This window comes from Halobellus clavatus, from assembly GCF_900107195.1.
In the GTDB taxonomy this organism is placed as follows: Archaea; Halobacteriota; Halobacteria; order Halobacteriales; family Haloferacaceae; genus Haloquadratum; species Haloquadratum clavatum.
This window is the reverse complement of the sequence record NZ_FNPB01000003.1, coordinates 23,666-47,953: the sequence shown is the minus strand read 5'-3', so window position 1 is coordinate 47,953 and position 24,288 is coordinate 23,666. Positions and strand designations below refer to the sequence as shown.

The 24,288-nt window shown below is 67.3% G+C and carries 28 protein-coding genes and 1 pseudogene; 19 read left to right on the top strand and 10 right to left on the bottom strand.

What is annotated here, in order from left to right; genetic code table 11:
- Positions 1–64 precede the first annotated feature (64 nt).
- The 7 genes from BLU74_RS05785 (at position 65) to BLU74_RS05755 (ending at position 4,434) form a co-directional block, all read left to right on the top strand.
- Entirely contained in the window at positions 65–316 is a 252-nt protein-coding gene (locus BLU74_RS05785) for a DUF5816 domain-containing protein (protein WP_089766250.1), read from the top strand.
- Positions 317–394: 78 nt separating this feature from the next.
- A complete protein-coding gene (locus BLU74_RS05780) occupies positions 395–736 on the top strand; it encodes a DUF7116 family protein (RefSeq protein ID WP_217635339.1) in 342 nt (113 codons plus the stop codon).
- A gap of 126 nt (positions 737–862) precedes the next feature.
- On the top strand, positions 863–1,528 hold the full coding sequence (locus BLU74_RS05775) for a hypothetical protein (protein ID WP_089766246.1): 666 nt from the start codon (positions 863–865) through the stop codon (positions 1,526–1,528).
- Positions 1,525–2,196, top strand: a complete 672-nt coding sequence (locus tag BLU74_RS05770) for a DUF2238 domain-containing protein (RefSeq protein WP_089766243.1) — start codon at positions 1,525–1,527, stop codon at positions 2,194–2,196. The genes BLU74_RS05775 and BLU74_RS05770 overlap by 4 nt, the downstream gene beginning before the upstream one ends.
- A gap of 67 nt (positions 2,197–2,263) precedes the next feature.
- Complete coding sequence (locus BLU74_RS05765; protein WP_089766571.1) at positions 2,264–2,470, top strand: dodecin; 207 nt, start codon at positions 2,264–2,266, stop codon at positions 2,468–2,470.
- Between the two features lie 70 nt (positions 2,471–2,540).
- The gene (locus BLU74_RS05760) at positions 2,541–3,953 is read left to right on the top strand and encodes a bifunctional metallophosphatase/5'-nucleotidase (RefSeq protein WP_089766241.1); all 1,413 of its coding nucleotides are present in this window, start codon (positions 2,541–2,543) and stop codon (positions 3,951–3,953) included.
- A gap of 73 nt (positions 3,954–4,026) precedes the next feature.
- Positions 4,027–4,434 carry a universal stress protein gene (locus tag BLU74_RS05755; RefSeq protein WP_089766239.1) on the top strand — a complete coding sequence of 136 codons (408 nt, stop codon included), beginning with the start codon at positions 4,027–4,029 and terminating at the stop codon, positions 4,432–4,434.
- 10 nt (positions 4,435–4,444) lie between these two features.
- Here the strand turns inward: BLU74_RS05755 and BLU74_RS05750 are convergent, their stop codons facing one another.
- Entirely contained in the window at positions 4,445–5,503 is a 1,059-nt protein-coding gene (locus BLU74_RS05750; protein WP_089766235.1) for a mechanosensitive ion channel family protein, read from the bottom strand.
- Between the two features lie 372 nt (positions 5,504–5,875).
- Between BLU74_RS05750 and trmB the strand changes: the two genes are divergently transcribed.
- The 4 genes from trmB (at position 5,876) to bcp (ending at position 9,855) form a co-directional block, all read left to right on the top strand.
- The gene (gene trmB / locus BLU74_RS05745; RefSeq protein WP_089766232.1) at positions 5,876–6,937 is read left to right on the top strand and encodes an HTH-type sugar sensing transcriptional regulator TrmB; all 1,062 of its coding nucleotides are present in this window, start codon (positions 5,876–5,878) and stop codon (positions 6,935–6,937) included.
- Positions 6,938–7,002: 65 nt separating this feature from the next.
- Positions 7,003–8,160 carry a DNA primase small subunit PriS gene (priS, locus tag BLU74_RS05740; RefSeq protein WP_089766230.1) on the top strand — a complete coding sequence of 386 codons (1,158 nt, stop codon included), beginning with the start codon at positions 7,003–7,005 and terminating at the stop codon, positions 8,158–8,160.
- 16 nt (positions 8,161–8,176) lie between these two features.
- Entirely contained in the window at positions 8,177–9,334 is a 1,158-nt protein-coding gene (locus tag BLU74_RS05735; protein ID WP_089766227.1) for a DNA replication complex subunit Gins51, read from the top strand.
- A gap of 47 nt (positions 9,335–9,381) precedes the next feature.
- On the top strand, positions 9,382–9,855 hold the full coding sequence (bcp, locus tag BLU74_RS05730) for a thioredoxin-dependent thiol peroxidase (RefSeq protein ID WP_089766225.1): 474 nt from the start codon (positions 9,382–9,384) through the stop codon (positions 9,853–9,855).
- A gap of 99 nt (positions 9,856–9,954) precedes the next feature.
- On the opposite strand, the gene BLU74_RS05725 is transcribed toward bcp, so the two are convergent.
- Positions 9,955–12,216 (bottom strand): CDC48 family AAA ATPase, encoded by a 2,262-nt coding sequence (locus BLU74_RS05725; protein WP_089766222.1) that lies wholly within the window; start codon positions 12,214–12,216, stop codon positions 9,955–9,957.
- A gap of 2 nt (positions 12,217–12,218) precedes the next feature.
- Positions 12,219–12,467 (bottom strand): DUF7127 family protein, encoded by a 249-nt coding sequence (locus BLU74_RS05720; protein ID WP_089766220.1) that lies wholly within the window; start codon positions 12,465–12,467, stop codon positions 12,219–12,221.
- Between the two features lie 212 nt (positions 12,468–12,679).
- Between BLU74_RS05720 and BLU74_RS05715 the strand changes: the two genes are divergently transcribed.
- From BLU74_RS05715 to BLU74_RS05705, 3 genes are all read left to right on the top strand, one after another.
- Positions 12,680–13,459 carry an alpha/beta fold hydrolase gene (locus BLU74_RS05715; protein WP_089766218.1) on the top strand — a complete coding sequence of 260 codons (780 nt, stop codon included), beginning with the start codon at positions 12,680–12,682 and terminating at the stop codon, positions 13,457–13,459.
- Positions 13,460–13,625: 166 nt separating this feature from the next.
- On the top strand, positions 13,626–13,943 hold the full coding sequence (locus BLU74_RS05710; RefSeq protein ID WP_089766216.1) for a DUF5822 domain-containing protein: 318 nt from the start codon (positions 13,626–13,628) through the stop codon (positions 13,941–13,943).
- 67 nt (positions 13,944–14,010) lie between these two features.
- A complete protein-coding gene (locus tag BLU74_RS05705) occupies positions 14,011–14,859 on the top strand; it encodes an eIF2B alpha/beta/delta subunit family protein (protein WP_089766214.1) in 849 nt (282 codons plus the stop codon).
- A gap of 63 nt (positions 14,860–14,922) precedes the next feature.
- Here BLU74_RS05705 and BLU74_RS05700 read toward each other — a convergent pair whose 3' ends face one another.
- From BLU74_RS05700 to tmcA, 4 genes are all read right to left on the bottom strand, one after another.
- Positions 14,923–16,092, bottom strand: coding sequence for a Gfo/Idh/MocA family protein (locus tag BLU74_RS05700; RefSeq protein WP_089766211.1), 1,170 nt, complete (start codon positions 16,090–16,092; stop codon positions 14,923–14,925).
- Complete coding sequence (locus tag BLU74_RS05695) at positions 16,089–16,571, bottom strand: GNAT family N-acetyltransferase (protein ID WP_089766208.1); 483 nt, start codon at positions 16,569–16,571, stop codon at positions 16,089–16,091. The genes BLU74_RS05700 and BLU74_RS05695 overlap by 4 nt, the downstream gene beginning before the upstream one ends.
- Positions 16,572–16,731: 160 nt before the next feature.
- On the bottom strand, positions 16,732–17,211 hold the full coding sequence (locus tag BLU74_RS05690; protein WP_089766206.1) for a DUF456 family protein: 480 nt from the start codon (positions 17,209–17,211) through the stop codon (positions 16,732–16,734).
- A 78-nt stretch (positions 17,212–17,289) separates the two neighbouring features.
- Positions 17,290–19,626: a tRNA(Met) cytidine acetyltransferase TmcA gene (gene tmcA / locus BLU74_RS05685; RefSeq protein ID WP_089766203.1), complete on the bottom strand. Its 2,337-nt coding sequence runs from the start codon at positions 19,624–19,626 to the stop codon at positions 17,290–17,292.
- A gap of 232 nt (positions 19,627–19,858) precedes the next feature.
- Between tmcA and rpl7ae the strand changes: the two genes are divergently transcribed.
- From rpl7ae to BLU74_RS05660, 5 genes and pseudogenes are all read left to right on the top strand, one after another.
- The gene (rpl7ae, locus tag BLU74_RS05680; RefSeq protein WP_089766200.1) at positions 19,859–20,221 is read left to right on the top strand and encodes a 50S ribosomal protein L7Ae; all 363 of its coding nucleotides are present in this window, start codon (positions 19,859–19,861) and stop codon (positions 20,219–20,221) included.
- 6 nt (positions 20,222–20,227) lie between these two features.
- The gene (locus BLU74_RS05675) at positions 20,228–20,452 is read left to right on the top strand and encodes a 30S ribosomal protein S28e (RefSeq protein WP_049986948.1); all 225 of its coding nucleotides are present in this window, start codon (positions 20,228–20,230) and stop codon (positions 20,450–20,452) included.
- A gap of 3 nt (positions 20,453–20,455) precedes the next feature.
- Positions 20,456–20,638 (top strand): annotated as a pseudogene (locus tag BLU74_RS05670) (50S ribosomal protein L24e); the annotation flags it as partial.
- 2 nt (positions 20,639–20,640) lie between these two features.
- Complete coding sequence (ndk, locus tag BLU74_RS05665; RefSeq protein ID WP_089766194.1) at positions 20,641–21,120, top strand: nucleoside-diphosphate kinase; 480 nt, start codon at positions 20,641–20,643, stop codon at positions 21,118–21,120.
- Positions 21,121–21,246: 126 nt separating this feature from the next.
- A complete protein-coding gene (locus tag BLU74_RS05660) occupies positions 21,247–21,531 on the top strand; it encodes a DUF6199 family natural product biosynthesis protein (protein WP_089766192.1) in 285 nt (94 codons plus the stop codon).
- A 12-nt stretch (positions 21,532–21,543) separates the two neighbouring features.
- Here the strand turns inward: BLU74_RS05660 and BLU74_RS05655 are convergent, their stop codons facing one another.
- Genes BLU74_RS05655 through BLU74_RS05645 form a run of 3 tightly spaced genes read right to left on the bottom strand, consistent with a single transcriptional unit; the run spans position 21,544 to position 24,279 of the window.
- Positions 21,544–22,608 carry a methionine synthase gene (locus tag BLU74_RS05655; RefSeq protein ID WP_089766189.1) on the bottom strand — a complete coding sequence of 355 codons (1,065 nt, stop codon included), beginning with the start codon at positions 22,606–22,608 and terminating at the stop codon, positions 21,544–21,546.
- Entirely contained in the window at positions 22,608–23,618 is a 1,011-nt protein-coding gene (locus BLU74_RS05650) for a 5-methyltetrahydropteroyltriglutamate--homocysteine methyltransferase (protein WP_089766187.1), read from the bottom strand. Before BLU74_RS05650 ends, BLU74_RS05655 begins: the two co-directional genes overlap by 1 nt.
- Positions 23,619–23,673: 55 nt before the next feature.
- Positions 23,674–24,279, bottom strand: a complete 606-nt coding sequence (locus BLU74_RS05645) for a HemK2/MTQ2 family protein methyltransferase (protein ID WP_245705752.1) — start codon at positions 24,277–24,279, stop codon at positions 23,674–23,676.
- Positions 24,280–24,288: the final 9 nt, after the last annotated feature.

The following is a 24,288-nucleotide window of genomic DNA, read 5'->3' as shown; positions in this document are numbered from 1 at the left end:
ATTCTCCCGCGCAGCCGGCGACCCGAACGTGAGGACTATACTGGCACACTCGTAAGTATCGGGTATGGCTGTCGAACTCGATCCGCTCACCACGCCCGAGGCCGGGACCGTCCACGTCGACCGGCACAACGGCGAACGAGGGATGAAGGGGCCGTTCTTCGTCGCATACACGACGGCGGACGGCGAGGAGCGCTGGGGGTACGTGTGCGGGAACTGCGAGTCCACGGACAACGCGATGGACACGATGGGTCGGATCGAGTGCAACGCCTGTGGCAACGTCCGAAAGCCCGAGGAGTGGGACGCAGCGCACGAGTGAGCGGCTGTCCCCGGCCGATTCTCACGTATGTGATACCGTAACAAGATTTATGCGGTCGGCTGCCGTACGTCCAGATACATGCCCCCTGTCAGCATGCCTCCCGCAGAAGACGCCCGGGCGATCTTCAGTCGGCTGGGCTACAGTGTTTCGGGCGACGGACCGGAGTTCGTCGCCGAGCGGAAGTGGCGCACGGTTCGCGTCACGGCGCTTTCGGACGGCGATGACCTCAACGGCCGCCGACTCCTCGCGGACGGCGGCGAACCGTCGAACGACTATCGATTCCGCTGCTTCGTCGCACCGGCGTCCGAGACAGGGGCCGTACAGAATCGACTCGCCAGCGTCGATCCGGGCTACGAATGGGCCGTGATTGGCGTCGCCGACGACGGCGACTACGACGTCCACCTCCCCGACGCCGCCTGACTCCCGGGGTCGCGGTCGCTGGCGATTCGGATCCGCTCTCGATGGACCCCGACAGCTATGCGGCCATTCTGCGCTCGCGGTCGTCGTCTACGAACCGTTTTGTACCGGTAGGTACCTAACACGTCTATGTCGAACTCGGGGCTGTCGAGCGTCGTCGAGAGCCGGCGGATCAACGCCGCGCTCGCCGGGGCGATCGCAGTCTTTCTCGCTGTCGCCGCAGTCGGGCAGTTCCTCGCCGGTGAACTCGAATGGGCGGGATTCACCGTCGGCGTGTTCGTCGTGACTCTCGTCCCGCCGGTCGCAAAGCGCCAGGTGACGGCGATGCTCCCCTGGGAGGTGGTGCTGCTCGCCGCCCTCCCGATCGTCTCGCGGGCGCTCGTCGCGGGCGAGTCGATCGGCGGGATGACGTTCTCGGGGCGACTCACCACGTACGTCGCCGTCGCTGCGGTGGCGCTGTTGATCGCGGTCGAGCTGGACGTGTTCACGCGCGTGAAGATGAATCACCGCTTCGCGGTGGTGTTCGTCGTCGTGACGACGATGGCCGCGGCGGGCATCTGGGCCGTCGTGCGGTGGCTCTCGGACGTCCTCATCGGCACGCGGTTCCTCTACGACGGCCGGGCCGAGGCGGTGATCGAGGAGGCGCTGATGTGGGACTTCGTCGCCGCGACACTGGCTGGCGTCGCCGCCGGCGTCCTCTTCGAGTACTACTTCCGGCGACACGCGCGCCTGGTCCGTCGGATTCCGGAGGCCACGCCGGGTGAACGGCCCGATGAGGAGGTACCTCGCCGATGAGGATCCGCGACGTGCTGCACATCTCCGAGCGACGACAGCGGCAGGCCGCCCGCGGGATGCAACTCTTCTTGCTCCTCGCCTTCGTCGGCGGCCTCGTCGCTCGCAACGCCGGGGTCGCGATCAACGCGCTCGTCGGACTGCTCGTGACGTTCCTGCCGGGCGTCCTCGAACGCGACCTCGGGATCCCGATCGACGCCGGGTTGGCCCTGTGGATCTCGGCGGCCGTCTTCCTCCACGCACTCGGGACGATCACCATCCCCGGCGTCGGCAAGCCCTACGTCGACATCTGGTGGTGGGATCATCTGACGCACGCGCTGTCGGCGAGCCTCGTGGCCGGCGTCGGCTACGCGACGACGCGTGCGGTCGACCTCCACTCCGAACACGTCTCGTTCCCGGCACGGTTCCAGTTCGTCTTCATCCTGCTCTTCGTCGTCGCGTTCGGCGTCCTCTGGGAGGTCATCGAGTTCGGCATCGGCCTCGCCGCCTCGATGACGGGGACGAAGGGCGTCCTCACGCAGTACGGACTGGAGGATTCGATGCTGGATCTCGTCTTCGACACCGTCGGCGCGATCCTCGTCGCGGTCTACGGGAGCGAGCAACTCTCAGAGGTGGTGGACGCGCTCAGCGACCGCCTCGCCGACGGCCGGGACGGAGACGCGCGGTTGTAGGTCGGGGCGGCCCCGCCGAGACGGCCCCCGGGACTTATTTTGGTCCGTGCTGTACCCCAGTATGGCGATGGTCTTCAAGAAAGTAACACTAATCGGACGGAGCGGTGAGAGCTTCGACGAAGCAGTCGACGACGCGATCGACCGAGCGAACGAGACGCTCGACAACGTCCACTGGATCGAAGTGGACGAACTCGGGGTCGAGATCGCCTCCGTCGAGGACCGAGAGTACCAGGCGGAAGTCACGGTCGCGTTCCAACTCCGCGACGGCGAGTAAGCCGACCGGGGTCGCCCGTCGTCGACCCACACCGACGAGTTCTTTTCTGTCGCCCGATCACACAGCGTCGATGCCGCGTCTCCTCCACTACTCCGACATCGAGAACGTCTACGACGATCCCGTCCGTGTGGGCCGGCTCGCGGGCGCGATCCGCTCGCGATCCGGCGCGGACGCCGTGGTCTGCGGTAGCGGCGACAACACCTCGCCCGGGGTGTTAGCGCTCATCGAACGCGGCCGTCAGGCCCTGGATCTCTTCCGGGCGATCGACGCCGACGTGGAGACGTTCGGCAATCACGACTTCGACTACGGTCCGGCGGCGGCCCGCGGCGTCGTGGCCGACGCGCCGCAGACGTGGGTGGCGGCGAACGTGGTCGACGCCAACGGCGACCGCTTCGCGGCCGAGCACGTGACCCCGACGACGATCCGGGAGGTCGACGGCGTCCGCCTCGGGTTCTTCGGCGTGACTGATCCGGCGACGCCATCACTGAACCCGATGGCGGGAGAGTTGGTGTTCACCGACCCCTACGACGCCGCCGAAGCCGCCGTGGCCGACCTCCGGGACCGAGGCGTCGACCACGTGATCGCGCTCTCCCACCTCGGCGGGGGCGACGACGAACTCGCCCACCGCGTCGACGTCGACGTGATCCTCGGCGGGCACGTCCACGCCGAGCGGGACGAGCGGGTCGCTGGGGCGCGCCTGCTCCGGCCGGGGGCGAACGGGCACGTGATCTTCGAGGTCGAGATCGGCAGCGATGCCGACGGTGGAATCGACGTCACACGACACGAAACGGCCCAGGCGCCGGTCGCCGAGGACGTCGTGGACGCGCTGGAGGGACGGATCGACGCCGCGGGTCTCGATGAAGTGGTCACCACCCTCGAGGAGCCGATCGATCGAAGCGAGGAGACCGTCTTCGGCGGCGAGTGTCGGATCGGGAACTTCGTCGCCGACGCCTATCGCTGGTCGCTGGACGCGGACGTCGGCCTCCAGAACAGCGGCGGGATCCGTAACGGCCCGCCGCTCGCCGGAGCCGTGACCGTCGCCGACCTCGTGAGCGTGATCCCGTTCGAAGAGCACGTGGTCCGCGCCGAAGTGACCGGTGCGGAGTTACGGGAGATCTTCAGAGAGTCCGCGGCCGCCGTCGTCGATTTCGGCGAACCCGGGTGGTGGCACGGGCACGTCTCGGGCGCGACCATCCAGTGGGACGACGACGCGAACGAACTGCTCGATGCGACTGTCGCCGGCGAGCCGATCGACTCCGATCGGCGATACACGATCGCCACGTCGGCGTATCTTCTCCACACGGACCACGAGTTCCCGACGCTCAGCGAGCAGCACCGGATCGGGGAGGGCGGTATCCAGTTCGAGGTGCTAGCGGCGTACGCCCGCAAATTCGGCATCGACGCCGCGCCCGACGGACGCATCAGGCGGATCGGAACGAACCGGACACCGCGCGAAGACACCGCCACGGGAGCGGACGAATGAGTCGAGAGGCCTGGACTGCTGGCCGACCGTGGAGTGCAAACGTTCAGGAACCGCGGGGGCGTCGGGGCCTATAATGACGCGTGTGGTGGTCCCCGTGCGATACCCACTCTCGAAGCACTCGCGAGCGACGCTCTCGGAAGCAGTCCGGATCGCCCGGGAACAGGAGGCCGAGTTGACGGTCCTCCACGTCGACCTCTACCAGGACAGCCGAGGGGTGACGCGGGCGGCGTTGAAGCGCGCCGTCGAGTCGGCGGTGGGCTCACAGGATCGGACACGCTACGTCGTCCGCCGTGGGTTCATCGTCGAAGAGGCGATCCTCGAAGAGGTGGCCGCACAGGCCGCCGACGTGGTGGTCCTCGGTTCGAAACAGGCGGGTCGCTGGCGGCAGATGCTCCGGCGGATCCTCGACGACCCGGACATCGAGTCGTATCTTCGCAAAAAGTTGGAGTGCACTGTGATCACCGTCCGGGCCGACAACTGACCTGGGGGCCTCACTCGTCGCTGCCTGACGTCTCATCGGTGGTCGGTTCCGCGCCGCCGGTCGGCATATCTTGAGTTTCGGACGGTGTACCCGGGGAATCGGCGTCCCCTGCCCGTCGTTCTGCGTGGGCCTCGATCTCGCGCTCGGCGCGCGAGTCCACCGTCGCGTCCAGCGTGCCGCTGGTGTCGTCGAAGACCAGATGTCGATGCGGGTAGGCGAACTCCACGGCGTCGGTATCCGTGACCGCGTCCCAGATCCGATCGCGGATGTGCGATTCGATGGTCGCGATCCGGTAGGGTTTCTTCACCCAATATCGAAGTCTGAGGAGGACGCCGTCGTCAGCGAAGTCCGCCCGATGGACGGTCGGGCCAGCAGGGTATCTGGCCCCGCCGATACGAATGTCGGGTCCCCCTTCGACCACCTCGGCTTCGGCAGCCGCGGCGCGGCGCATATGCTGACGGGCCGCTTCAGTGTCGGATTCGTACGTCACGAGGACGTCGAGTCCGAGCCGGACACGTTCGTCCTCTGCGGAGAAGTTCGTCACCAGCCGGTCGCGGATCGAGGAGTTCGGAATCACCAGCGAGGTGTTGTCGAGGGTGAGCAGTTTGGTGTAGTTGATCGTGATCTCGTCGACGAACGCCCGCCGGCCGTCTTCCAGTTCGATCAGATCGCCGATCTCGTACGGCTGGTCTGCGAGGACGAACACGCCGTTGATGATGCTGCCGACGATCGGCGCGAGAACGATACCGAGGACGGCCGAGAACACCGTCACCGAGAGCACGAGATCGCCGACTTCGAGACCGAGGATCCGGGCGGCCCCGCCGAGAGCTATGAGGACGACCGCGAGGCGGATGAGTCGCAGCACCGTCTGGGCGACACTCTGTCGCTTGAACTGGCGAGCCACCGGTCGACCGAGGAGTCTGACGACGTACCGCGAGCCGACGACACCCAGACCCACGACGAGGAGGGCGAGCAGCGGCCGGACGCCCGGAATCTGGAGCCACGACGACACTATCCCAGTCGATCCAGTGGGCGTCGCCGCAGCCACGATCGTCGATGGCGACAGCATACCTCCGACCAGCGTGGGGGCACATAAAAAGCGTTGTCACCCGATGGGGAAACACCACCCGCTCGGTCGGTGAGAATCGCTCTCGCGGTCGGGAGTCGGTGGGATCGCAGTCAGCTCGCCGGACGGAAGTGATTCGCACGTCGGTCGGGAGCCCGATCCCGCATCCTGGCGGTTCCACGGGCACGGGCCGGGCGATCGCCCGGATCGTCGGCGAAGGTCCGCAGCATCCGCGAGGCACCCGCTGGAAGGCGATTGCGGGCTGTCAGTGGGTCGGCTGGATCTATGAGAATCGTTCGGCTGGGATTCGGTTCGACAATCGAGTGCTACTCGAAGTTTAGTAAATTGTAAGTGTCGGGGGTCAGAGATACTGGTATGGCAGACGAACTTCGAACGACGCTCGAACGCGTCGGCGACCGGTTCAACCTCGGCGAGTACGAGATCGAGGCCTACCTCGCAGTGCTCGAACACGGGGAGCTGACGGCCTCCGAGATCGCCGACGGGAGCGAGATCCCGCAGCCACGGGTGTACGACACGGTCCGGAGTCTCTCGGATCGCGGACTCGTCGAACTCCGTGAGTCCCGCCCGATGAAGGTCGTCGCCGTCAATCCCGACGACGCGTTCGGCGACGTACAGCAGTCGCTTGACGATCTCGTCTCCGAACTCGAGGCGCGGTACACTGCGCCGGCCCGAGACACCGAAGCGGTCTCGCTGGTGAAGTCGCGCTCGACGATCCTCCGGTACATTGAGGAGATCATCGAGAGCGCCGAGTACGAGATCGTCCTCTCGCTTACGCCCGAACTCCTCCGTCGCTTCCGCGACGACCTCGCAACCGCCATCGACGCGGGAGTGAGCATCGACCTGCTGGTCACGCCCGGATCTCGCGCTCCCGATCCGTCGTCGTTCGACTACCTGGAGGTCGCGACTGTGGCCCGAGCGCGACGGGGGATCACGACCCCCGTCCTCGCCGTCGCCGACGGCAACTACTCGATCTACGCCACACAGGACGCGCTCCGCGACGACCGCGACCGGTACGGCGTCATCTTCAACCGCTCGGCGCTGGGCTTTCTCGTCTCGGGGTTCTTCGGGACGGTCCTGTGGTCGACCGCCGAGACGCTCGCCGAGGACGGCAAGCGCCGACCGTTCCCGCGCCGATACGCCTCGATTCGCCGGGCCGTGAAGGACGTCCGGGTGTTCGACGGCCCCTTCTACGCCTCGATCACGGGCCGCGACATCGAAAGCGGCGACCCGGTGATCGTCGAGGGCGAGATCGAGACCACGACGTTCGAGGAGACAGAAGAGGTCGCCTCGCTCAGGCTGGAGACCGACGACGGAACGCTGGAGATCGGCGGGCTCGTCGCGTCGCTGGAGGACGTCGAGGCCCAGGAGATCATCCTCGGGCGCGACGGGATCCCGGACCGCGAGCAGTTCGAGTGAGCACGCGCTCGCGCTCGCCCGAGTCACAACGGCTTTAGCCCTCCCTTCGCTATCGAATCTGACTGATGGAGTCGCGTACGCGGACGTATCTCGAGGGTCGATTCGGCGACTACTACCGTCGGAGCGACATCTCACTCCCGCCTGCGGCCGACCGTCGCGAGTGGGGGCACATCCCCTGGAGCGCGGGCTCGACGACGATGGTTCGCCACCAGTCCCTCTTGGACGTCGGTGACCTCGGCGACTTCCTCCACCGGACGGCCCCGCGGCACGTCTACTTCTCCTCGGCGCGGTTCGCCGATCCGGGAGCGAGTTCGATGGACGAGAAGGGCTGGCAGTCCGCCGATCTGGTCTTCGACCTCGACGCGGACCACCTCCCCGGCGTGGACCCCGATGAGACGTCGTACGCCGAGATGCTCGCCGCCTGCAAGGAGGAACTGCTGAATCTGCTCTCGTTCGTCGACGACGACTTCGGCTTCACGGACGTCTCGGTCGTCTTCTCGGGCGGCCGGGGCTACCACGTCCACGTCCGGGATCCGGAAGTGAGAGGACTCGACAGCGAGGCCCGCCGGGAGATCGTCGACTACGTCCGCGCGATCGATCTCGATCGCGACGGCCTGATCGAGACGGTCTCGAACCGCGGCACGACGCGGCGGGTACTCCGCCGCCGCGGCGGGTGGGGCGCGCGCGTCCACACTCGACTCGTCGACCTCGCCGAGCGGCTCCGCGAAATGGACGAGGCGGACGCACTCGCCCGACTGCAGGAGCTCGACGGCATCGGCGCGGGCCGCGCGGAGACCATCCTCGGGCAGATCCAGCACAACTTCGAGGCCATCCGCGAGGGGAACGTCGAGGCCGGCGGGCCGGGCACGCGCATCCTCGTCGACGCGCTCGCGTCCGAGGCGATCGAGGCCGAGACGGCGCCCATCGACGAACCCGTGACGACTGACACCAAGCGGTTGATTCGGCTCCCCGGGAGTCTCCACGGGGGCTCGGGGCTGGCAGTGACGCCGCTGGACCGCTCGGAGATCGAGTCGTTCCGGCCGCTGGAAGACGCCGTGTCCGACCGCTTTCGGGGCCGCGACATCGCCGTGACCGTCACCGATCCGGGCCCGGTAGACTTCGACGGCGACACGTTTAGTATCCCGGAGGGTGAGCACTCCGTAGAGGAATGCCTCGGGATCTTCTTGATGGCCCGAGGACGCGCGGAGAAGATCAAAGAGTGAACGGGAGACAACGGATATGGATCTAGACGAGTTGCGGAGCGTCCAACGGACCGAGCGCCAGAAGGACAGCCTCCAGCATCTCCGCGATTCGTTCTACGCGGACGTGGCCGCTTACATCGAAGAGCGGAAAGCCGAACGGAAACGGGCGGCGGCGGACGCGGACGATCCCTTCGGCGATCCGGCAGTCGGAGAACTCACTGACGAGATCGAGACCGCCGAAGAGGTCGTCGAGGCGATCTACGAGCGCCGGGTCGGGAAGGTGGTCAAACTGGCGTCGTTCGCGGCCGCGGATATGAGTGCCGACACGAACGGACTGACTGCCGAGGAACGGGCGCTCTTCGACGATCTCGTCGGACGTATCAAGCAGAGCCGACAGACGATTCTGGACGTCCTCGCCGGAGAGGGAAGTCCCGCCGTCGACCAGACCGAACCCGCGGACGCGCCACCTGGACAGGCGGCGAGCGATCGCGCGTCTGCACAGCACGGATCGCCGGCGACGACTGCGCCCGGCGTCTCCGAGGCCACAGCGGATACGACAGATAGCGCGGCTACTACGAATGCCGCGAATGCCACAGATGCCGCGAACCCCGCGGATCCCACAAACACCGCGTCACCCGACGACGTGCTCGCTGAGGCGATGGGCGGTCCGTCGTCGGAGTCGGATCAGGAAGCGCCTGAGGAGCCGGCACCGGGTGACTCGGCGGCGACAACGGGGTCGGCTACGGCTCCGGACCCGCCCGCGGGGCGGTCCGACCCCTCCGCAGAGCCGGACGCCGGACACCCATCCGACGGCGGCGGGCCGGCCGTCCCGCCGGATGCCCCGCCGGACGCGGCGGCGACGGAAGCGCCGGTCGTCGGTGCGGAGGCCGAGGACGCCACGGAGAGCGAACCGACCGAGACGGAACACGGGGAGCGGACCGCTCGGGACGGCGGCCTGCCAGCAGACAGCGTGCCGGACGCCTCGCCGCCGACCGGCGGGTCCGAGGGGCCCGAAGCGCGAGGCGGGAGCGGCGACGACACCGAGCGGTTGACGCTCCGTATCACCGAGGACGTCGGCCGGATCTTCGGCGTCGACGAGCGGGAGTACGATCTCGCGGCCGAGGACGTCGTGACGCTCCCGAGCACCAACGCGGGGCCGCTCATCGAGCGCGACGCCGCCGAGCGATTGGAGTGACGGCCAGAGCGGTACGTTCAAGCACCAGACCCTGCAACCCGATTCGTATGCTGGAGACAGGAACGCAGGCGCCGGACTTCGCGTTGCCCGATCAGAACGGCGAGACGGTCTCGCTGTCGGATCACCGCGGCGAGTTCGTCGTCGTGTACTTCTACCCGCGGGCCGATACCCCCGGCTGCACGACGGAGGCCTGCGGCTTCCGGGACACCTACGACGAGTTCGGCGAGCGCGGTGTCAGCGTCTTCGGGATCAGCGACGACTCGGTCTCAGACCTCGAATCGTTCGCGGCGGAGTACGACCTTCCGTTCCGACTGCTCTCCGACGAGGGCGGAGAGGTCGCGAGCGCGTACGACTCCTACGGGGAGAAAAACATGTTCGGCAACACCTTCGACGGCGTGTTCCGGAACACGTACGTGATCGATCCCGACGGCGAGATCGTCCTCACCTACGAGGGCGTGGACGCCGAAGGCCACGCGGCGACGATCCTCACCGACCTGGACGGCCTCGACGCGGACGTCTAGGTGACACCACGTTTCTGATGAAGTGAACGATAAACGGGTTTATTTCGGAGTTAAAGGAGCGTGGCCGAGCCGACCGATATCGGCCCCGAAGCCGGATCCTTACTGGAACGTCCGACCGACGCCGGCCTCGGGTTCGCGCTCGACCTCGCTGGTCTGGAAGCGCTCTTCGATCTCTTCGTAGCGCTCGCGCGTCTCGGCGGTGACGCTCGGACCGACCTCGCTGAGGGCGCGCTCGAAGTGGTCCATCGTCACGCGGACGTTACCGACGGAGTCGTCGACCTCCTCGGGAGAGACGCTGTTGATGAACTCTCGGCTGGCGGCCATCGAGGCCTCACGGCAGACCGCCTCGATGTCGGCCCCGACGTAGCCCTCGGTGCGACGCGACAGCGAGTCGAGGTCGACATCGTCAGCCAGGGGCTTGTGCTGGGTGTGGACCTGGAAGATCGCCCGGCGCGCCGCCTCGTCGGGGACGGGAACGTGCACGTGGCGGTCCAGTCGGCCCGGCCGCAGCAGCGCCGAGTCGATCAGGTCCGGGCGGTTGGTCGTCGCCACCACGACGACGTCTTCGAGCGTTTCGAGCCCGTCGAGTTCGGTCAGCAGTTGGGAGACGACGCGTTCGGAGACGCCGGAGTCGCCCGTGTTGCTGCCGCGCTCGGTCGCGATCGAGTCGATCTCGTCGAAGAACACCACGGTCGGGGCGTTCTCGCGGGCCTTCTGGAAGATCTCGCGAACGCCCTTCTCGGACTCACCAACGTACTTGTTGAGGAGTTCCGGCCCCTTCACCGAGATGAAGTTCGACTCGGACTCGTTGGCGACGGCCTTCGCGAGTAGCGTCTTGCCCGTCCCGGGCGGCCCGTACATCAGCACGCCCTTGGCGGACTGCATATCCATCTGCTCGAACACCTCGGGGTAGTCGAGGGGCCACTGGATCGTCTCGCGGAGACGCTCTTTGGTGCCGTCCAGGCCGCCAACGTCGTCCCAGGTGACGTCGGGGACCTCGACGAAGACCTCGCGGAGGGCCGAGGGCTCGATGCCCTTGATCGCCTCCTTGAAGTCGTCCTCGGTGACTTCGATCGAGTCGAGCATGTCCGCGTCGATCTCGTCGGATTCGAGATCGAGTTCGGGTCGGATCCGGCGGAGGGCCGTCATCGCGGCCTCCTTCGCCAGGCTCTCGATGTCGGCACCGACGAAGCCGTGGGTGTTCTCGGCGTACTGATCGAGGTCGACGCCGTCGGCCAGCGGCATATTCCGCGTGTGGACCTGCAGGATCTCTTTGCGGCCGTCGCGGTCGGGCACGCCGATCTCGATCTCGCGATCGAAGCGGCCGCCGCGTCGCAGTGCCGGGTCGATCGCGTCGACCCGATTGGTCGCACCGATGACGACGACCTCGCCGCGCTCGTCGAGCCCGTCCATCAGCGAGAGCAGTTGCGCGACGACTCTGCGCTCAACGTCTCCGCCGGCCTCGCCACGCTCGGGCGCGATCGAATCGATCTCGTCGACGAAGACGATGGCCGGCGCTTCCTCTTCGGCCTCCTCGAAGATCTCGCGGAGCTGTTCTTCGGACTCCCCGTAGTACTTCGACATAATCTCGGGGCCGGAGATCGTGTGGAAGGAGGCGTCGATCTCGTTGGCGACGGCCTTCGCGATCAGGGTCTTGCCGGTCCCCGGCGGACCGTGGAGGAGGACGCCCTTCGGCGGCTCGATGCCGAGCCGCTGGAACAGTTCGGGGTGCCGCATCGGCAGTTCGATCATCTCCCGCACCTGTTCGAGTTCCCTGTCGAGACCGCCGATGTCCTCGTAGGCGACGTTGGGCGTGTCGCTCTCCTCCGCCTCGCCGGACTGGATCTCCTCGGCAGGGGTCTGACTGATCGAGACCTCCGTCGAGTCGGTCACGACGACCGTGCCTTCGGGCTCGGTCGAGGCGACCTTCAGCGGGATCGGCTGATTACCCGAGGACATAAAGCCGAAGCCGAACGGGACGCGGATGTTCTGGCCCTGCGTCACCGGTTGGCCGGCGAGTTTGTCTCTGAGGTGCGCGCCGATGTTGCCGCTGATCCGGAGGTTCTGCGGGAGGGCGACCGAGACGTGCTTCGCGGGCTTGATGTCAGCCTTCTCGACTTCGACGTGGTCGTCGATGCCGACGTTCGCCTGCTGCCGAAGTCGGCCATCGATCCGCACGACGCCCGTGCCGCTGTCCTCGGGATAGCCGGGCCAGACGCGAGCGATGGCGGTGCCGTCGCTCCCGTCGATCCTGATGTAGTCGCCGCCTTCGAGATCCATCTCCGTGGCGGCCTGTCGGTCGATCGCGGCGAGTCCGCGACCGGCGTCCTTCTGCTTGAGGGGTTTGACAGTGAGTTTCATATTTAGCGGTCTCCTGTGATCGTTAGCACACCGTTGTTCGTCGTGATCGAGGTCTCGGCCCCGGGGAGCTCGAACTCCGCCTCGGACACGCCCTCGTCGGTGTCGGCCACGACGATGGCGGTCGATCCGACGACGTCGACGCTGACGTCCTCGTCAGCCACCTGAAGATCGGTCACGAAGACCCAACTGTCGTCGTACTCGTACCGGCGGACGATTCGCTCGTTTTCCCCGGAAAGTTGCATCGTGCTCATCGTTGATTCCTAACTCCAAGTTAGTCGCTTTACTATATAAATCTGTCGCAGACTAATCGCAATACAGCGATGGTCACCGGATCCGAACGGTTGAATTGCAGTTCGACGTCGAAACCGCCGCCACGACGAGTCTCGAGGGTCTCGGCTGAGCGCCGAATCCGGCGAAAGGACTGCATCGAGGGTTTATCTGCCACGCCCGCGAATCGTGTGGTATGAAAACGGTAACACACCACGAGCGGGAGACGGCCTACCGCACGTTCGATCGCGGGGGATCGGGCGCTCCGCTACTGGCGATCCACGGGACCGGCGGGAGCCGTCTAGTCTGGTCGCAGCAGTCGAGATTGGCCACCGAACAGCCGCTCGTCGCGGTCGATCTCAGCGGCCACGGGGAGAGCGACGACGTCGCTGCGGAACCGGGCTATGAGACGCTCACAGCCTACGTCGACGACGTCGTGGCAGTCGCTGAGGCCGTCGGTGCCGAGGTGCTTCTTGGCCACTCGCTGGGTGGGGCCGTCGCTCTCACCGCGGCACTGGAGCGCAACTTCTATCTCTCGGGGCTGCTCCTCGCCGGGACGGGACCGCGGCTGCCCGTCCTCGACGACGTCCTCGCCTGGGTTTCTGAGGACATCGATCCCGTGATCGAATTCTTCCACGAACCGGACCACCTGTTTCACGACGTCGACGAGGAGATACGCGACGTGTCTCGCGACGCCCTGCGGACGACGGGACGTGAGATCCTCGAGCGTGACTTCCGGACGGCCCACGGATTCGACGTGCGCGATCACCTCTCGGAGGTCGGGGTCCCGACCCTCGCGGTCGTCGGTGAGTACGACCGGCTCACGCCGCCGCACTTTCACGAGCAACTACAGGCGGGGATCCCCGACTGCGAACTGACGGTGATCGAGAAGGCGGCACACCTCGCGATGCTCGAACAGCCGACAGCGTTCAACGACGCAGTTCGGGACTTCCTCGACCGGCGCGTGCAGGAGTGAGGACACGCCGTCTCATAGTGTTTACTCTCATCTCGTACCGCCGGGCGCTGCCAACGGGGGTGGCGCTCGGCGGTAAAAAGTGAGAGTAAACACTATCAGACCCTGCGTCGGTGACACCACCGTCGAAAACCATCACGTCTTTGCGTCTGCCAACGAAGGCCCGCTCGTGCAACCGGTCGAGACTTCCGATCCAGACGGCGTCGACTACGGGTGGGTGATGCAGACGACGTTCGTGCTCACGATCGTCGTCGGCGCACCGGTCGTCGCCGCCCTCTCGCTCCGCACACCCCTGCCGACCTGGGGGTCCCGCGTGACCTTCGCGATCCGGGTCGGCGCGGTGGTCTGGATCGTCGTCGCGATCTCGGTCTTCGCGTACGCCCGGCGCTACGACGCCGGCGACGGCGGGGAGGACCCGGACGCGATCGACCGCGACGGCGGAGACGCCGAACCCGAGGCGCTCGACCGCGACGGCCGGACCGAGTGAGCCACCGCCGGGGGTTCGAGACCCGCGCCGTCGGAAGGTCTTTCACCTGACTCGTCCACCTTCAGATATGATCGACGAGACCATTGCGGAGATCCGAGAGATGCAGACGCACAGTTCGTCGGTCGTCGCCGTGAAGGCGACGCAGTCGCTCTCGGAACTGCTAGATCGAGAGCACGCCACGGTCGAGGAGTTCGAGCGGGATCTCGAACGCAACGTGAGCGCGCTCAAGCGAGCGAACCCCTCGCACGCGTCGCTGTTCAACGCGATGGAGACGGTTCTGGTCAACGTCGTCGGGCGAAAGGACACCGTCGACGAGGCGAAAGAGCTTCTCGAAGAGGTCTCCGCCCGTGTCGTTGAGGACGTGAGACACGGAAAGTCCCGGGCGGCGGCGAACGCGGCACCGACCTTCGAGGACGGCGAGACGATCCTCACGCACGATTACTCCTCGACGGTCCTCGAAGCCATCGAGACGGCAGTCGATTCGGGGATCGAACTGACCGCGTACGTGACGGAGGCCCGGCCGCGCTACCTCGGTCGGAAGATCGCGCGTCAGTTGGCGACGGTCGAGGGCGTCGAACCGCACCTGTTAGTCGACGGCGCGGTCGGGTCGTTCCTTCCGGAGTGCGACAGGGTGGTACTCGGGATGGACTGCATCGTCGAGGAGACGCTGTACAACCGCGTCGGGACGTATCCGATCGTCGCCACCGCGACCCACCTCGACGTCCCCGTCACCATCGTCGGGTCGGCCGCGAAGGTCGTCGACGACGGCTTCGTCTTCGAGAACGAGTACCGCCCGCCCGCGGAAGTCTCGCTCGAACCGATCGAGAACGTCCAGATCGAGAACCCGGCCTACGACGCGACCCCGATGGAGCTCGTCGATCAGCTCGTCACCGACAACGGCGTAAAGAACCGCTGACCTGGGGGCGAGACCGCGGCGGTGTCCCTATCGCCACTCTCGTCACCGACCCCGGCGTCCACATCACTCCTCTCGGTTGCCGGCCGCGACGCCCTCGCCGGAGATCTCGTCCACGGCGACCCATTCACCCCGTTCGTCGGCGCGTTCGATCGCTTCGAGCACCCGCTGGACGGCGTACCCGTCTGCAAAACTCGGCCGAAACGCCCCGTCGCCAGCGATCGAGCGGAGGAACTCGTAGTTCTCGTGAACGACGGCGTGTTCCCATCCGAGAGTGTGCCCCGGGGGCCACCACGCCTCGCCGTAGGGGTCGTCCTCGCCGGTGACGAGGATCCGCTCGTACCCCCGGTCGTCTGCGCCGGCGTACCGCAGTTCGTTCAGCCGTTCCAGCGAGAACGAGAGGCTGCCCGCCGAGCCGTGAATCTCGATCCGGTGGTCGTTCTCGTGACCGCGGGCGTACCGCGACCCCTCGAACGTCCCCACGGCGCCGGTTTCGAACTCGGCCTGCGCGGTGTAGGCGTCGTCGACCGTGACCGGCCGCGTCCCCTCGCCGTCGGGTGCCGGGCGCTCCTCGACGAAGGTCCGGAGGTGCCCGGAGACGCGTTCGATCGCCCCGGCCGAGTCGCCGACGAGGAAGCGAGCCAGATCGATGGTGTGCGCGCCGAGGTCACCCAGGACGCCGGAGCCGGCGAGGCCCTCGTCGAGTCGCCACGACCAGGGGGAATCGGGATCCGCCAGCCAGTCCTGGAGGTACTGCCCGCGGAACTGCCTGACGTCCCCGATCCGTCCGTCCTCGACGTACCGCTTGGCGAGCCGGATGGCGGGGACGTACCGATAGTTGAAGCCGCAGCCCGCCACCGCGCCGGCGTCCCTGGCCGCGTCGCGCATCGCTGCGGCCTCCCCGAGGGTCCGCGCCAGGGGCTTTTCGCACAGGACGTGCGTGTCAGCCTGCAGCGCGGCGATCGAGGGGTCGGCGTGGACGTGGTTGGGCCCGAGGTTGTAGAACACGTCCACCTCGTCGACGACCTCGCGCCAGTCGGTCGCAGTGGCGGAGAACCCGAGCCGACTCGCGGCCGTCTCGACCGCGTCGCCGTCGCGTCCGACCAGGACCGCTCGCTCTGTCTGCGGGGCGTCGGGGAAGAACATCGGCAAGCGAGCCAGCGCGTTCGCGTGCGCTCGGCCCATAAATCCGTAGCCGAGGACGCCGACCGAGAGGGGGTCGGAGGCGCCGCTCATCTCCGGCGGCGGAAGAACTCGGCGAACTTCTCGCGGAGCGACCCGCCGTCGCCCAGCCGGAGGTAGTACGCGTCGCCGCCGTCCTCGTAGTAGCCCGTGATCCGCCGTTGGATATCGAAACCGAGGTGCTCGTAGAACGACAGCGCCGACTCGTTGGTCGCGCGGGCGTGACAGGAGATGGATTCGTGTTCCTGAAGCGCCGCGGCGACGAGGCGCTTGCCGTGGCCCTCGCCCCGCCGATCGGGAGCGACCGCGAGAAACAGGATGTACCCGTCCCGGCGGACGGATGCGAAGCCGATCAGTTCGTCCTCCTCGAAAAGCAGATGGTCGCGAGCACGGCGATAGGCGTCGACGAAGAAGGTTCGGCGCTGTTTGAGGACGCCCTCTTGTGCCCGGATCGCCTCCTTCAGGTTCCAGGCGGCCTCCGCGTACGCCGCGGAGCCGGGGGGATCCTCCTTCGTCTCGACGTTGACGCTCACAGACCCTCGTTGGAGCAGGACCGATATAATTCCACCGTCGGATCGGCATTCTGCCGGAGGCGTTCTCTTGATCGATTCATACTGATTACTCTCGTCTCTCTACCGCCGAGCGCCGACACCGGGAGTGGCACTCGGCGATGAAAAGTGCGTGTCATCAGTATCAGAGCAGCGCGACGACGACGAGCGCGACGAGGATCGTGCCGGTCAGGAGGATCTGGACGGCGGTCGACGCGAGGACGCCCACGGTGGCATAGAGCGCGACTCGCCCGCTCGCCTCGGCGTCGGCGTGCTGGGCGAACTCGACGGCGAACACGGTCGCGGCGACGCCGGCGACGAACCCGATCGGGCCCGCGACGAAGAGCAACAGCACCCCGACGACGACCGCCGCGGCGGTCGTGAGCGCCGACGCGCCACCGGCCCTGGCGGCGATCGCGCCGCCGAAGTAATCGACCACCATCGTGAGCAGGCCCACGGCGACTAACACGACGACGAGCGCGGTCGAAGGCGCCGCATAGCCGGTCGACCACCAGTAGAGCAGGACCGCGACGACTGAGAGCGCGCCGCCGGGAAGGAGCGGCAGGGCCGCACCGATCACCGCGACCGCGGCGAGGCCGAGCGCAACCCACGTGACGGGATCCATACCCGAACGTCGACCGTAGGGGTGATGAACGCAGTGGATCGCCCCCGGCGCCGGCGGTTCGTACGACCGCGGCCGCTGTCACTCCTTGAAGCGCGCCCGCTCGGCAGCCACGACGTCGCGGTGGCTCCCGTACCGATCGACGAGGGCCTCGTAACTCGCGCCGAACGCGCGCATACACTCGCGCGTCGACACGTAGCCGAGGTCGTCGGCGACGGCCGTCCACGGTCGGGTCTGGAGCGGTTTCTGCACCAGGAGCCGCTCCTCGCGGGCGGTTAGCGGCCGCGAGGACCCCTCGCCGGTCGCGGGTGCACCGAGCAGAGCGGCGAGCGCGAGACGGCGGAACGCGTCGGGGGCGGTCGTGTACTGGCCGGGACCGGTGGACGCGCCGACGACGACGCGCCACTCCCGCTCGGAGAGGGTGGGGGGTTCTGCCGGCGGCGGGCACGCCGCCAGCGCGCCGCGGATCACGTCGGCGTCGGCGTCGCTGAGTTGATCCGTGAGGACGGCCGGAATCCGGTCTCGGAACCACCGCGCGTGGCGGTCCCGGAGACGCTGTCCCGCCGGAGAGAGTGGAGCGAGCATCAGCGCGGAGTACTCGCCGCTGGACTCGTTCCGCGTGGTCGAGAGGTGGACGGTGTCGAAGCCGTTGGCGTCCCAGAACGACAGTAGCTCCGGCGTCGCCCCGTAGGCGACACCGAGGTAGTCGGCGGTCTCGGCGAACTCCGCGCGGATCTCATCGAGCAGTGTCGATCCGAGCCCGCGCGAGCGAGCGGCGTGGTGCGTTGCGATTCGGACGATCCGATAGCCGACCGGCCGGCCGGCGGCCTCGTCGCGGAGTTGGCTCGTGAAGACGTCGGGGAGCATGTTGCCCCGGACCCGCGCCCCGTCGTACATCGCCGCGCGCGTCGGTGCATCGAGTCCGCCTTCGCGCGCGAGCAGCGCGACGCTGACCACGTGTCCGTCGTGTTCGAGCGCCCGGACGCGGAGGTTCGGCGCGTCGAGGAGTCGCGCGAGGTCGTTCGGCTCCGTCCGGTAGTGTGCGAGCACGAGCAGTCCGAAGACGGACCGCAGGAGGTGTTCATCGGCGGCGAGATCCGACGGGTCGAGCGCGCGGTACTCGACCGTCGAGGGCGACGCCCCTTCGAGGAGCGTCGCGACGGGCGGGGTCGCATCGAGCAGGAGCGTTCGGAACGCCCACGTCTCCAGTGGGTCGCCGGCCGCGTAGCGGATCGGCTCGTGCATCGAGACGTCTGTCACCGCGTGGGGACTCGCCGTCAGGTCGTCACGGAACCGGACCGAGAAGCCCCGGCCGGCGCCCTCGTACCCGTGGACGGTCGTGACGAACGCGACGGCGTCGGCGTCGAGGAACGAGGAGAGCAGTCGCACCGGGAGTGCGGCTGCCTCGTCGACGATGACGCAATCGGGGTCTCCCGGCCGGTCGACGGCCGCGGTCGGGGTCGCGAACCGAACGCGTCCCCCGCCGGTGGCCGAAAGGGGACCCTCGTTGTGACCGTCGCGACCGCTCTCGGCCACGGATTCCTCGAGCGCGCCGAGGTCCGCGAGCACCGTCTCGGCGCGGGCGAACACGTCGGCCGCGTTTCGACGCTCGGGCGCGGTGACGAGCACGTCGCGCCCCGCGGCGGCGAGCGATCCCGCGGCCAGTCCCGCGGCACTCGACTTCCCGCGCCCGCGGTCGGCTTCGACGACGACGGCCCGGGGCGCCGGACCGTCCCCGTCGCTGCGGTCCGATCTCTCCGCGCCGGCCAGGGCCTCCAGTGCGCGGAGGGCTCGGGACTGATCCGCTGTCAGGCAGGCCTCGTAGGCGGCGCGGGGGAAGACGCGTCTCCCCTCTGTCGGGACGGTCGGCGACGAGCGCGCCGGGGCCTCGCCCATCGCCGTCTCCCCGTCACCGCGCCGTGCGACGGTCCCGTCGTCGACGTCGACGATCGTGACGCCGGGGTGCGTTCGGAGCGTCGCCACCAGCCGCTCGCGGAACCGCCCGCCGACGTCGTCGAGTCCGAACGGCGGGACCGCCAGCGATTCCTCGAAGGACCCCGGTCGATCGGGCCACGCGTCGAGCGGCGGCGTGAGCAGGACGAACAGGCCGCCGCCGTCGACGCTGCCGACGAGTCGGCCGATGACGTTCGGCGAGAACGACTCGTGCGCGTCGCAGATCACCGCCGATTGCGTGGTGCCGAGGAGCTCGGCGGCGTGTTCGGGCGCGACGCGGTCGAAGCGGAAGCCCTCGCGGCCAGTGACGATCGTGGTCGCTGCGTCCGGAATTTCAGCGCCCTCGATCGCGTCGAAGGCGGCGTCCAGGCCGGCCTCGCGCGCGCCGGCGAGGACGAGCATCCGTCGGTGATTCCGGCGTCGGGCCACCGCGCGGAGGTCGGCGGCGAGGGCGGTGACGTCCATACCCGCGGGAAGACGGCCGGCGACCAAGGGGGTTGCGTTCACAGTCGGACTCACGCCCCCAGTTCCGCGTGTGGCGCCGTGGCACGCCACGACGCCATTGAAAGCGCTTTTATGGGATCCCGGGTTACCGATGTGTAGAGCCTGCCCGGGGTTGATGATACTCCTCGCCGTCAGGGAAACCCAGCAGACCGGCGAGGCAGTCGAGCCCGCGAGCAGGAGAGGTGAACAACCAATGTCAGTCTACGTAGAATTCGACGTCCCAGCCGACCTCGCAGAGGATGCCCTCGAGGCCCTCGAGGTCGCCCGAGACACAGGAACCGTAAAGAAAGGAACCAACGAGACGACCAAAGCCGTCGAGCGCGGCACCGCGGAACTCGTCTTCGTCGCCGAAGACGTCTCCCCCGAAGAGATCGTGATGCACCTGCCCGAACTCGCCGACGAGAAGGGCATCCCGTACGTCTTCATCGAGACGCAGGACGACGTCGGACAGGCCGCCGGCCTCGAAGTCGGCTCGGCCGCCGCCGCGATCGTCGACGCCGGCGACTCGGAGAGTCAGGTCGAAGACATCGCCGCGAAGGTCGAGGAACTGCGGTAAGCGACGATGAGCGCAGAAGAGACCGCCAGCGACTCGACGTCCGCGGAGGTCATCGAGATCGTTGGCAAGACAGGGATGCACGGCGAGGCCATGCAGGTCAAGTGCCGCATCCGCGAGGGCTCGAACCAGGGCCGCATCATCACGCGGAACGTCCTGGGTCCCGTCCGCGAGGGCGACATCCTGCAGCTCCGCGAGACGCAGCGCGACGCCGATTCCATCGGAGGTCGATAACCTATGGTCGAGACGCGCACCTGCGATTACACCGGTGAGGAGATCGAACCCGGCACGGGAACGATGCTCGTGAAGAACGACGGAACGATCCTCCACTTCAAGGACTCGAAGGCCGAGAAGAACTACCGCCTCGGCCGCGAGCCGCGCGATCTGGAGTGGACGGAAGCGGGGAGCGGAGACACCGGCGAATGAGTCATCACGACGAACGAACCTTCGTGATGGTCAAGCCCGACGGCGTTCAGCGCGGGCTGATCGGCGAGATCGTCTCTCGGTTCGAAGAGCGCGGTCTGAAGCTCGTCGCCGGGAAGTTCATCCAGATCGACCGGGAACTCGCCCACGAACACTACGGGGAACACGAAGACAAGCCGTTCTTCGACGACCTCGTCGAGTTCATCACCGCCGGACCGGTCTTCGCGATGGTCTGGGAAGGTGCCGACGCGACCCGACAGGTCCGATCGATGGTCGGCGAGACCGACCCCGCCGAGTCCGCCCCGGGAACGATCCGCGGCGACTTCGGCCTCGATCTAGGCCGTAACGTCATCCACGCCTCCGACCACGAGGACGAAGGCGCGAACGAACGGGAGATCGACCTCTTCTTCGAGGAGGACGAACTCCTCGACTACGAGCGGATCGACGCGGCCTGGCTGTACGAAGGCGAAGACCACTGATCGGTCCGCGACCGCGGGCCGTCAGCCGGCGACGGTCTCCGTATTTTTCCACCACGGAGAACCATCGCTACCCTCTTTGGGGCCCGCGACAAACAGTTGAGTATGCAGAAACCGTGCACGCGATTGATGGCGGCATCGGCAGTGGTCTTCGGCGTTGTGGGCGCGCTGGTTCCTCGACGGGTGATCGAGGTCGCCGGACGGCTGCTGCTCGCGGGCTATGAGAACCCCGAGGATCTCGAACCCGAAGGGTGGTACGTCTCGGCCGTGCGCGGGAAGTCGGCGCTGTCGGCACTCGCGGGCGCGATCGTGCTCGCACTGGAGTACGGCCCGTCGCGCGGCGGAGACGCGGAAGCCGAAGACACTGAAGACGCGGAAGCCGACGCGGTCGACCGCGCCGACGCGGAGGAGTGAGACCGGACCGCGCTACGGTTCCGGCGCGACGAGATCGATCTCGCCGGCGTCGAGTTCGGCCTCGACTTCGCGAGCGGCCGAGACGAGATTCGCTATTTTCTGATAGGCGACCTCGCGGGGCAGGAGTTTGACGCCGCAGTCCGGCGAGACGGTGAGGCGTTCGGGCGGGACGATCTTCAGCCCTTCTCTGATGTTCGATTTGATTTCGGCCACGGTCTCGATTTCCGCGTCGTGGACGTCGACGACGCCGAGTGCGAGGTCCGGCTGGAACTCCGGCGAGCGGAAGACGTCGATCTGTTCGTAGCCGTCGTTGCAGAGTTCGACGTCGAACTCGTCGATCGGGAAGTCGTTGATCTCGGGGTAGATCCGCGAGTAATCGCCGTAGCAGACGTGCAGGCAGATCCGGACGTCGTCGGGGATCCCATCGACGATGCGTTCGAGGGCCTCACCGACGATGGCGTGATCGTCCGGCGTCGTCGCCAGTGCGGGTTCGTCGATCTGGATGTAGCGCGCGCCGGCCGCGACGAGCCGTTCCACCTCCTCGTTCACGAGGTCCGCGAGGTCGTACGCGAGTGCGGCCTCGTCTTCGTAGGCCTCGTTGAACGACCACCGCGCGAGCGTGTACGGTCCGGTGATCGGCACTTTCACCGGCTTCTCGGCCACGTCGGAAGTGAACTCGAACTCCTCGAGGAGCCACGGTTCGTCGTACTCGACCGTCGAGACGACCGAGGGCTTGTTGAAGTAGTTGTGTCCCCAGACCTTCACCGGGCCGTTGAACTCGTAGCCCGGAATCCGGTGGGCGAAGTACTCCACCATCTCCTCGCGTCGCATCTCGCCGTCGACGACCGTGTCGAGCCCGGCCCGTTCGTGTTCGCGCGTGATCACCCGCGCGGCGTCGTCGTACGCCTCCTGCAGATCGGACTCCGCGAACCCGGCGTCGCTCTCCCTTTCGAGGTCGCGCACGGTGCTGAGCCACGACGGTTTCGGGTAACTCCCGACGACCGTCGTCAACAGGAAGTGCTCGGCGTCGTGGTCGTCCGGGCGGAACTGCGCGCGGTTGTCGGCGTCTCGGGCCATCAGACCGTCACCTCCCGATCGAGGTCGGCAGCGGCCGAGAGCGCGCCGAGTTTCTCGCGGAACTTGGTCACGGGGAGGTAGAACGGTTCGGTGTTCGTCGTGAAATAGACCGTCTCGAAGTCCGTCGAGGGGACCTGTTCGGTGAACCACGTCGCGCGTTCGCGGAGCGTCTCCGCGGACTCCACAAGCGTGTTCTGGCCATCGGCGAGTCCGAGGGCGACATCACTCGGACAGCCGTACTCGGAGGCGTTGTAGACTGTCTGTTCGCGGTCCGCCGCCACGACGTCGAAGCCGACTGCGTCGAACTCGGCATCGAGTAAGTAGGCGTAGGTCTTCTCTTCGAGCGCGCCGAAGTACGTGTGGACGACGACGTCGGCATCGGTGGCGCTCGCGACCGTGTCGATCGCCTCCGGGATGCCCGGCGCGAGGTCGTCGCCCGGCGCCGACGTCACCAGCGAGGGATCGAGCAGGAAGAGCGTCTCGTGGTCGGGAAAGGCCGCCACTTCGCTCGCGAGGAAGTCCGCGATCGCGGCCAGGAACTCGGCTTCGTCGCCGTAGTGCTCGTCGGTCGCCAACTCCGAGAGCGAGTACGGGCCGGGCAAGACTGCCTGTAGCGGCGTCTCTCCGTCGAGGAGTTCGGCGGTGGCATCCAGTTCGGCTGCGACGTCGCCGGAGGGAGTCAGATCGCCGACCACTCTGGGGTCGCGGTAGAAGTTGTTGTTGTCGTAGTAGCGGACGATCCCGCCGGTGTCGACGTTGTCGTGGACAGTGAGGGGGTGAGCGAGCATATCGTCCCAGCGCAGTTGGCCCTCGACGATGCAGTCGACGCCGGCGTCGCGCTGTTCGTCGACGACCTCCGAGCGGGCGCGGTCGTAGGCGCTCGCGATCGCCGCCGATTCGTCGCCGCCGATCAGATCGCCCTTTTGATGGCCTTTGAGGTCTCCAAGTTTCGATTTCGCCCAGTCCGGGAGGGGGAACAACCCGGGCGTGGTCGAGACGTACTCCGTCATCACCAGTCGCTAGGGAATGACGCTGCTTAATATTTGCTATGCCGTTTTATTTTTCTCAGTTATTCTTCGGTGTCAGGCCGACGACAGTGAGCGTCTCGAAGGGGTAGGACTCCTCGACGACGACTTCGTGGTCGAATCCGCAGTTCGCGGCGTAGGAGAGCACCTCGTCGTAGCCAGTGAGCGAACTCACGAGAAGCAAGACGAGTCCGTCAGCAGTGAGAACCCGAGCGACCGTGTCGAGGAACGGATCGACCAGTTCGCGTCCGGACTCGCCGCCCGAGAGCGCGCGCTCCATCCAGTCGTCCCACTCGTTGTCCGGGTCGGTCGGGAGATACGGCGGATTGAACGCGACCGTATCGAAGGTCTCGGCGGCAAACGGTTCGACCAGACTCCCGCGGACCACCTCGAAGGCCGTCGTCGGGGTCCGTCCGGCCTCGTCCGCGTCCGGGCCCTCACGTGCTCGCTCCCGCGCGGCCCGACAGGCGTGGGGACTGAGGTCGCTCGCGACCACCTCGCTCACGTCGTCGGCCTCGCGGGCCGCCCGCGCTGCAACCCACCCCGAGCCGGTGCCGACCTCCAGCAGCCGACCCCGGCCGCGCTCGAGGACGGCCGATGCGAGGAGGCCCGAGTCCTCCGCCGGCTGATAGACCCGCGTCTCCATCCCGCGGCG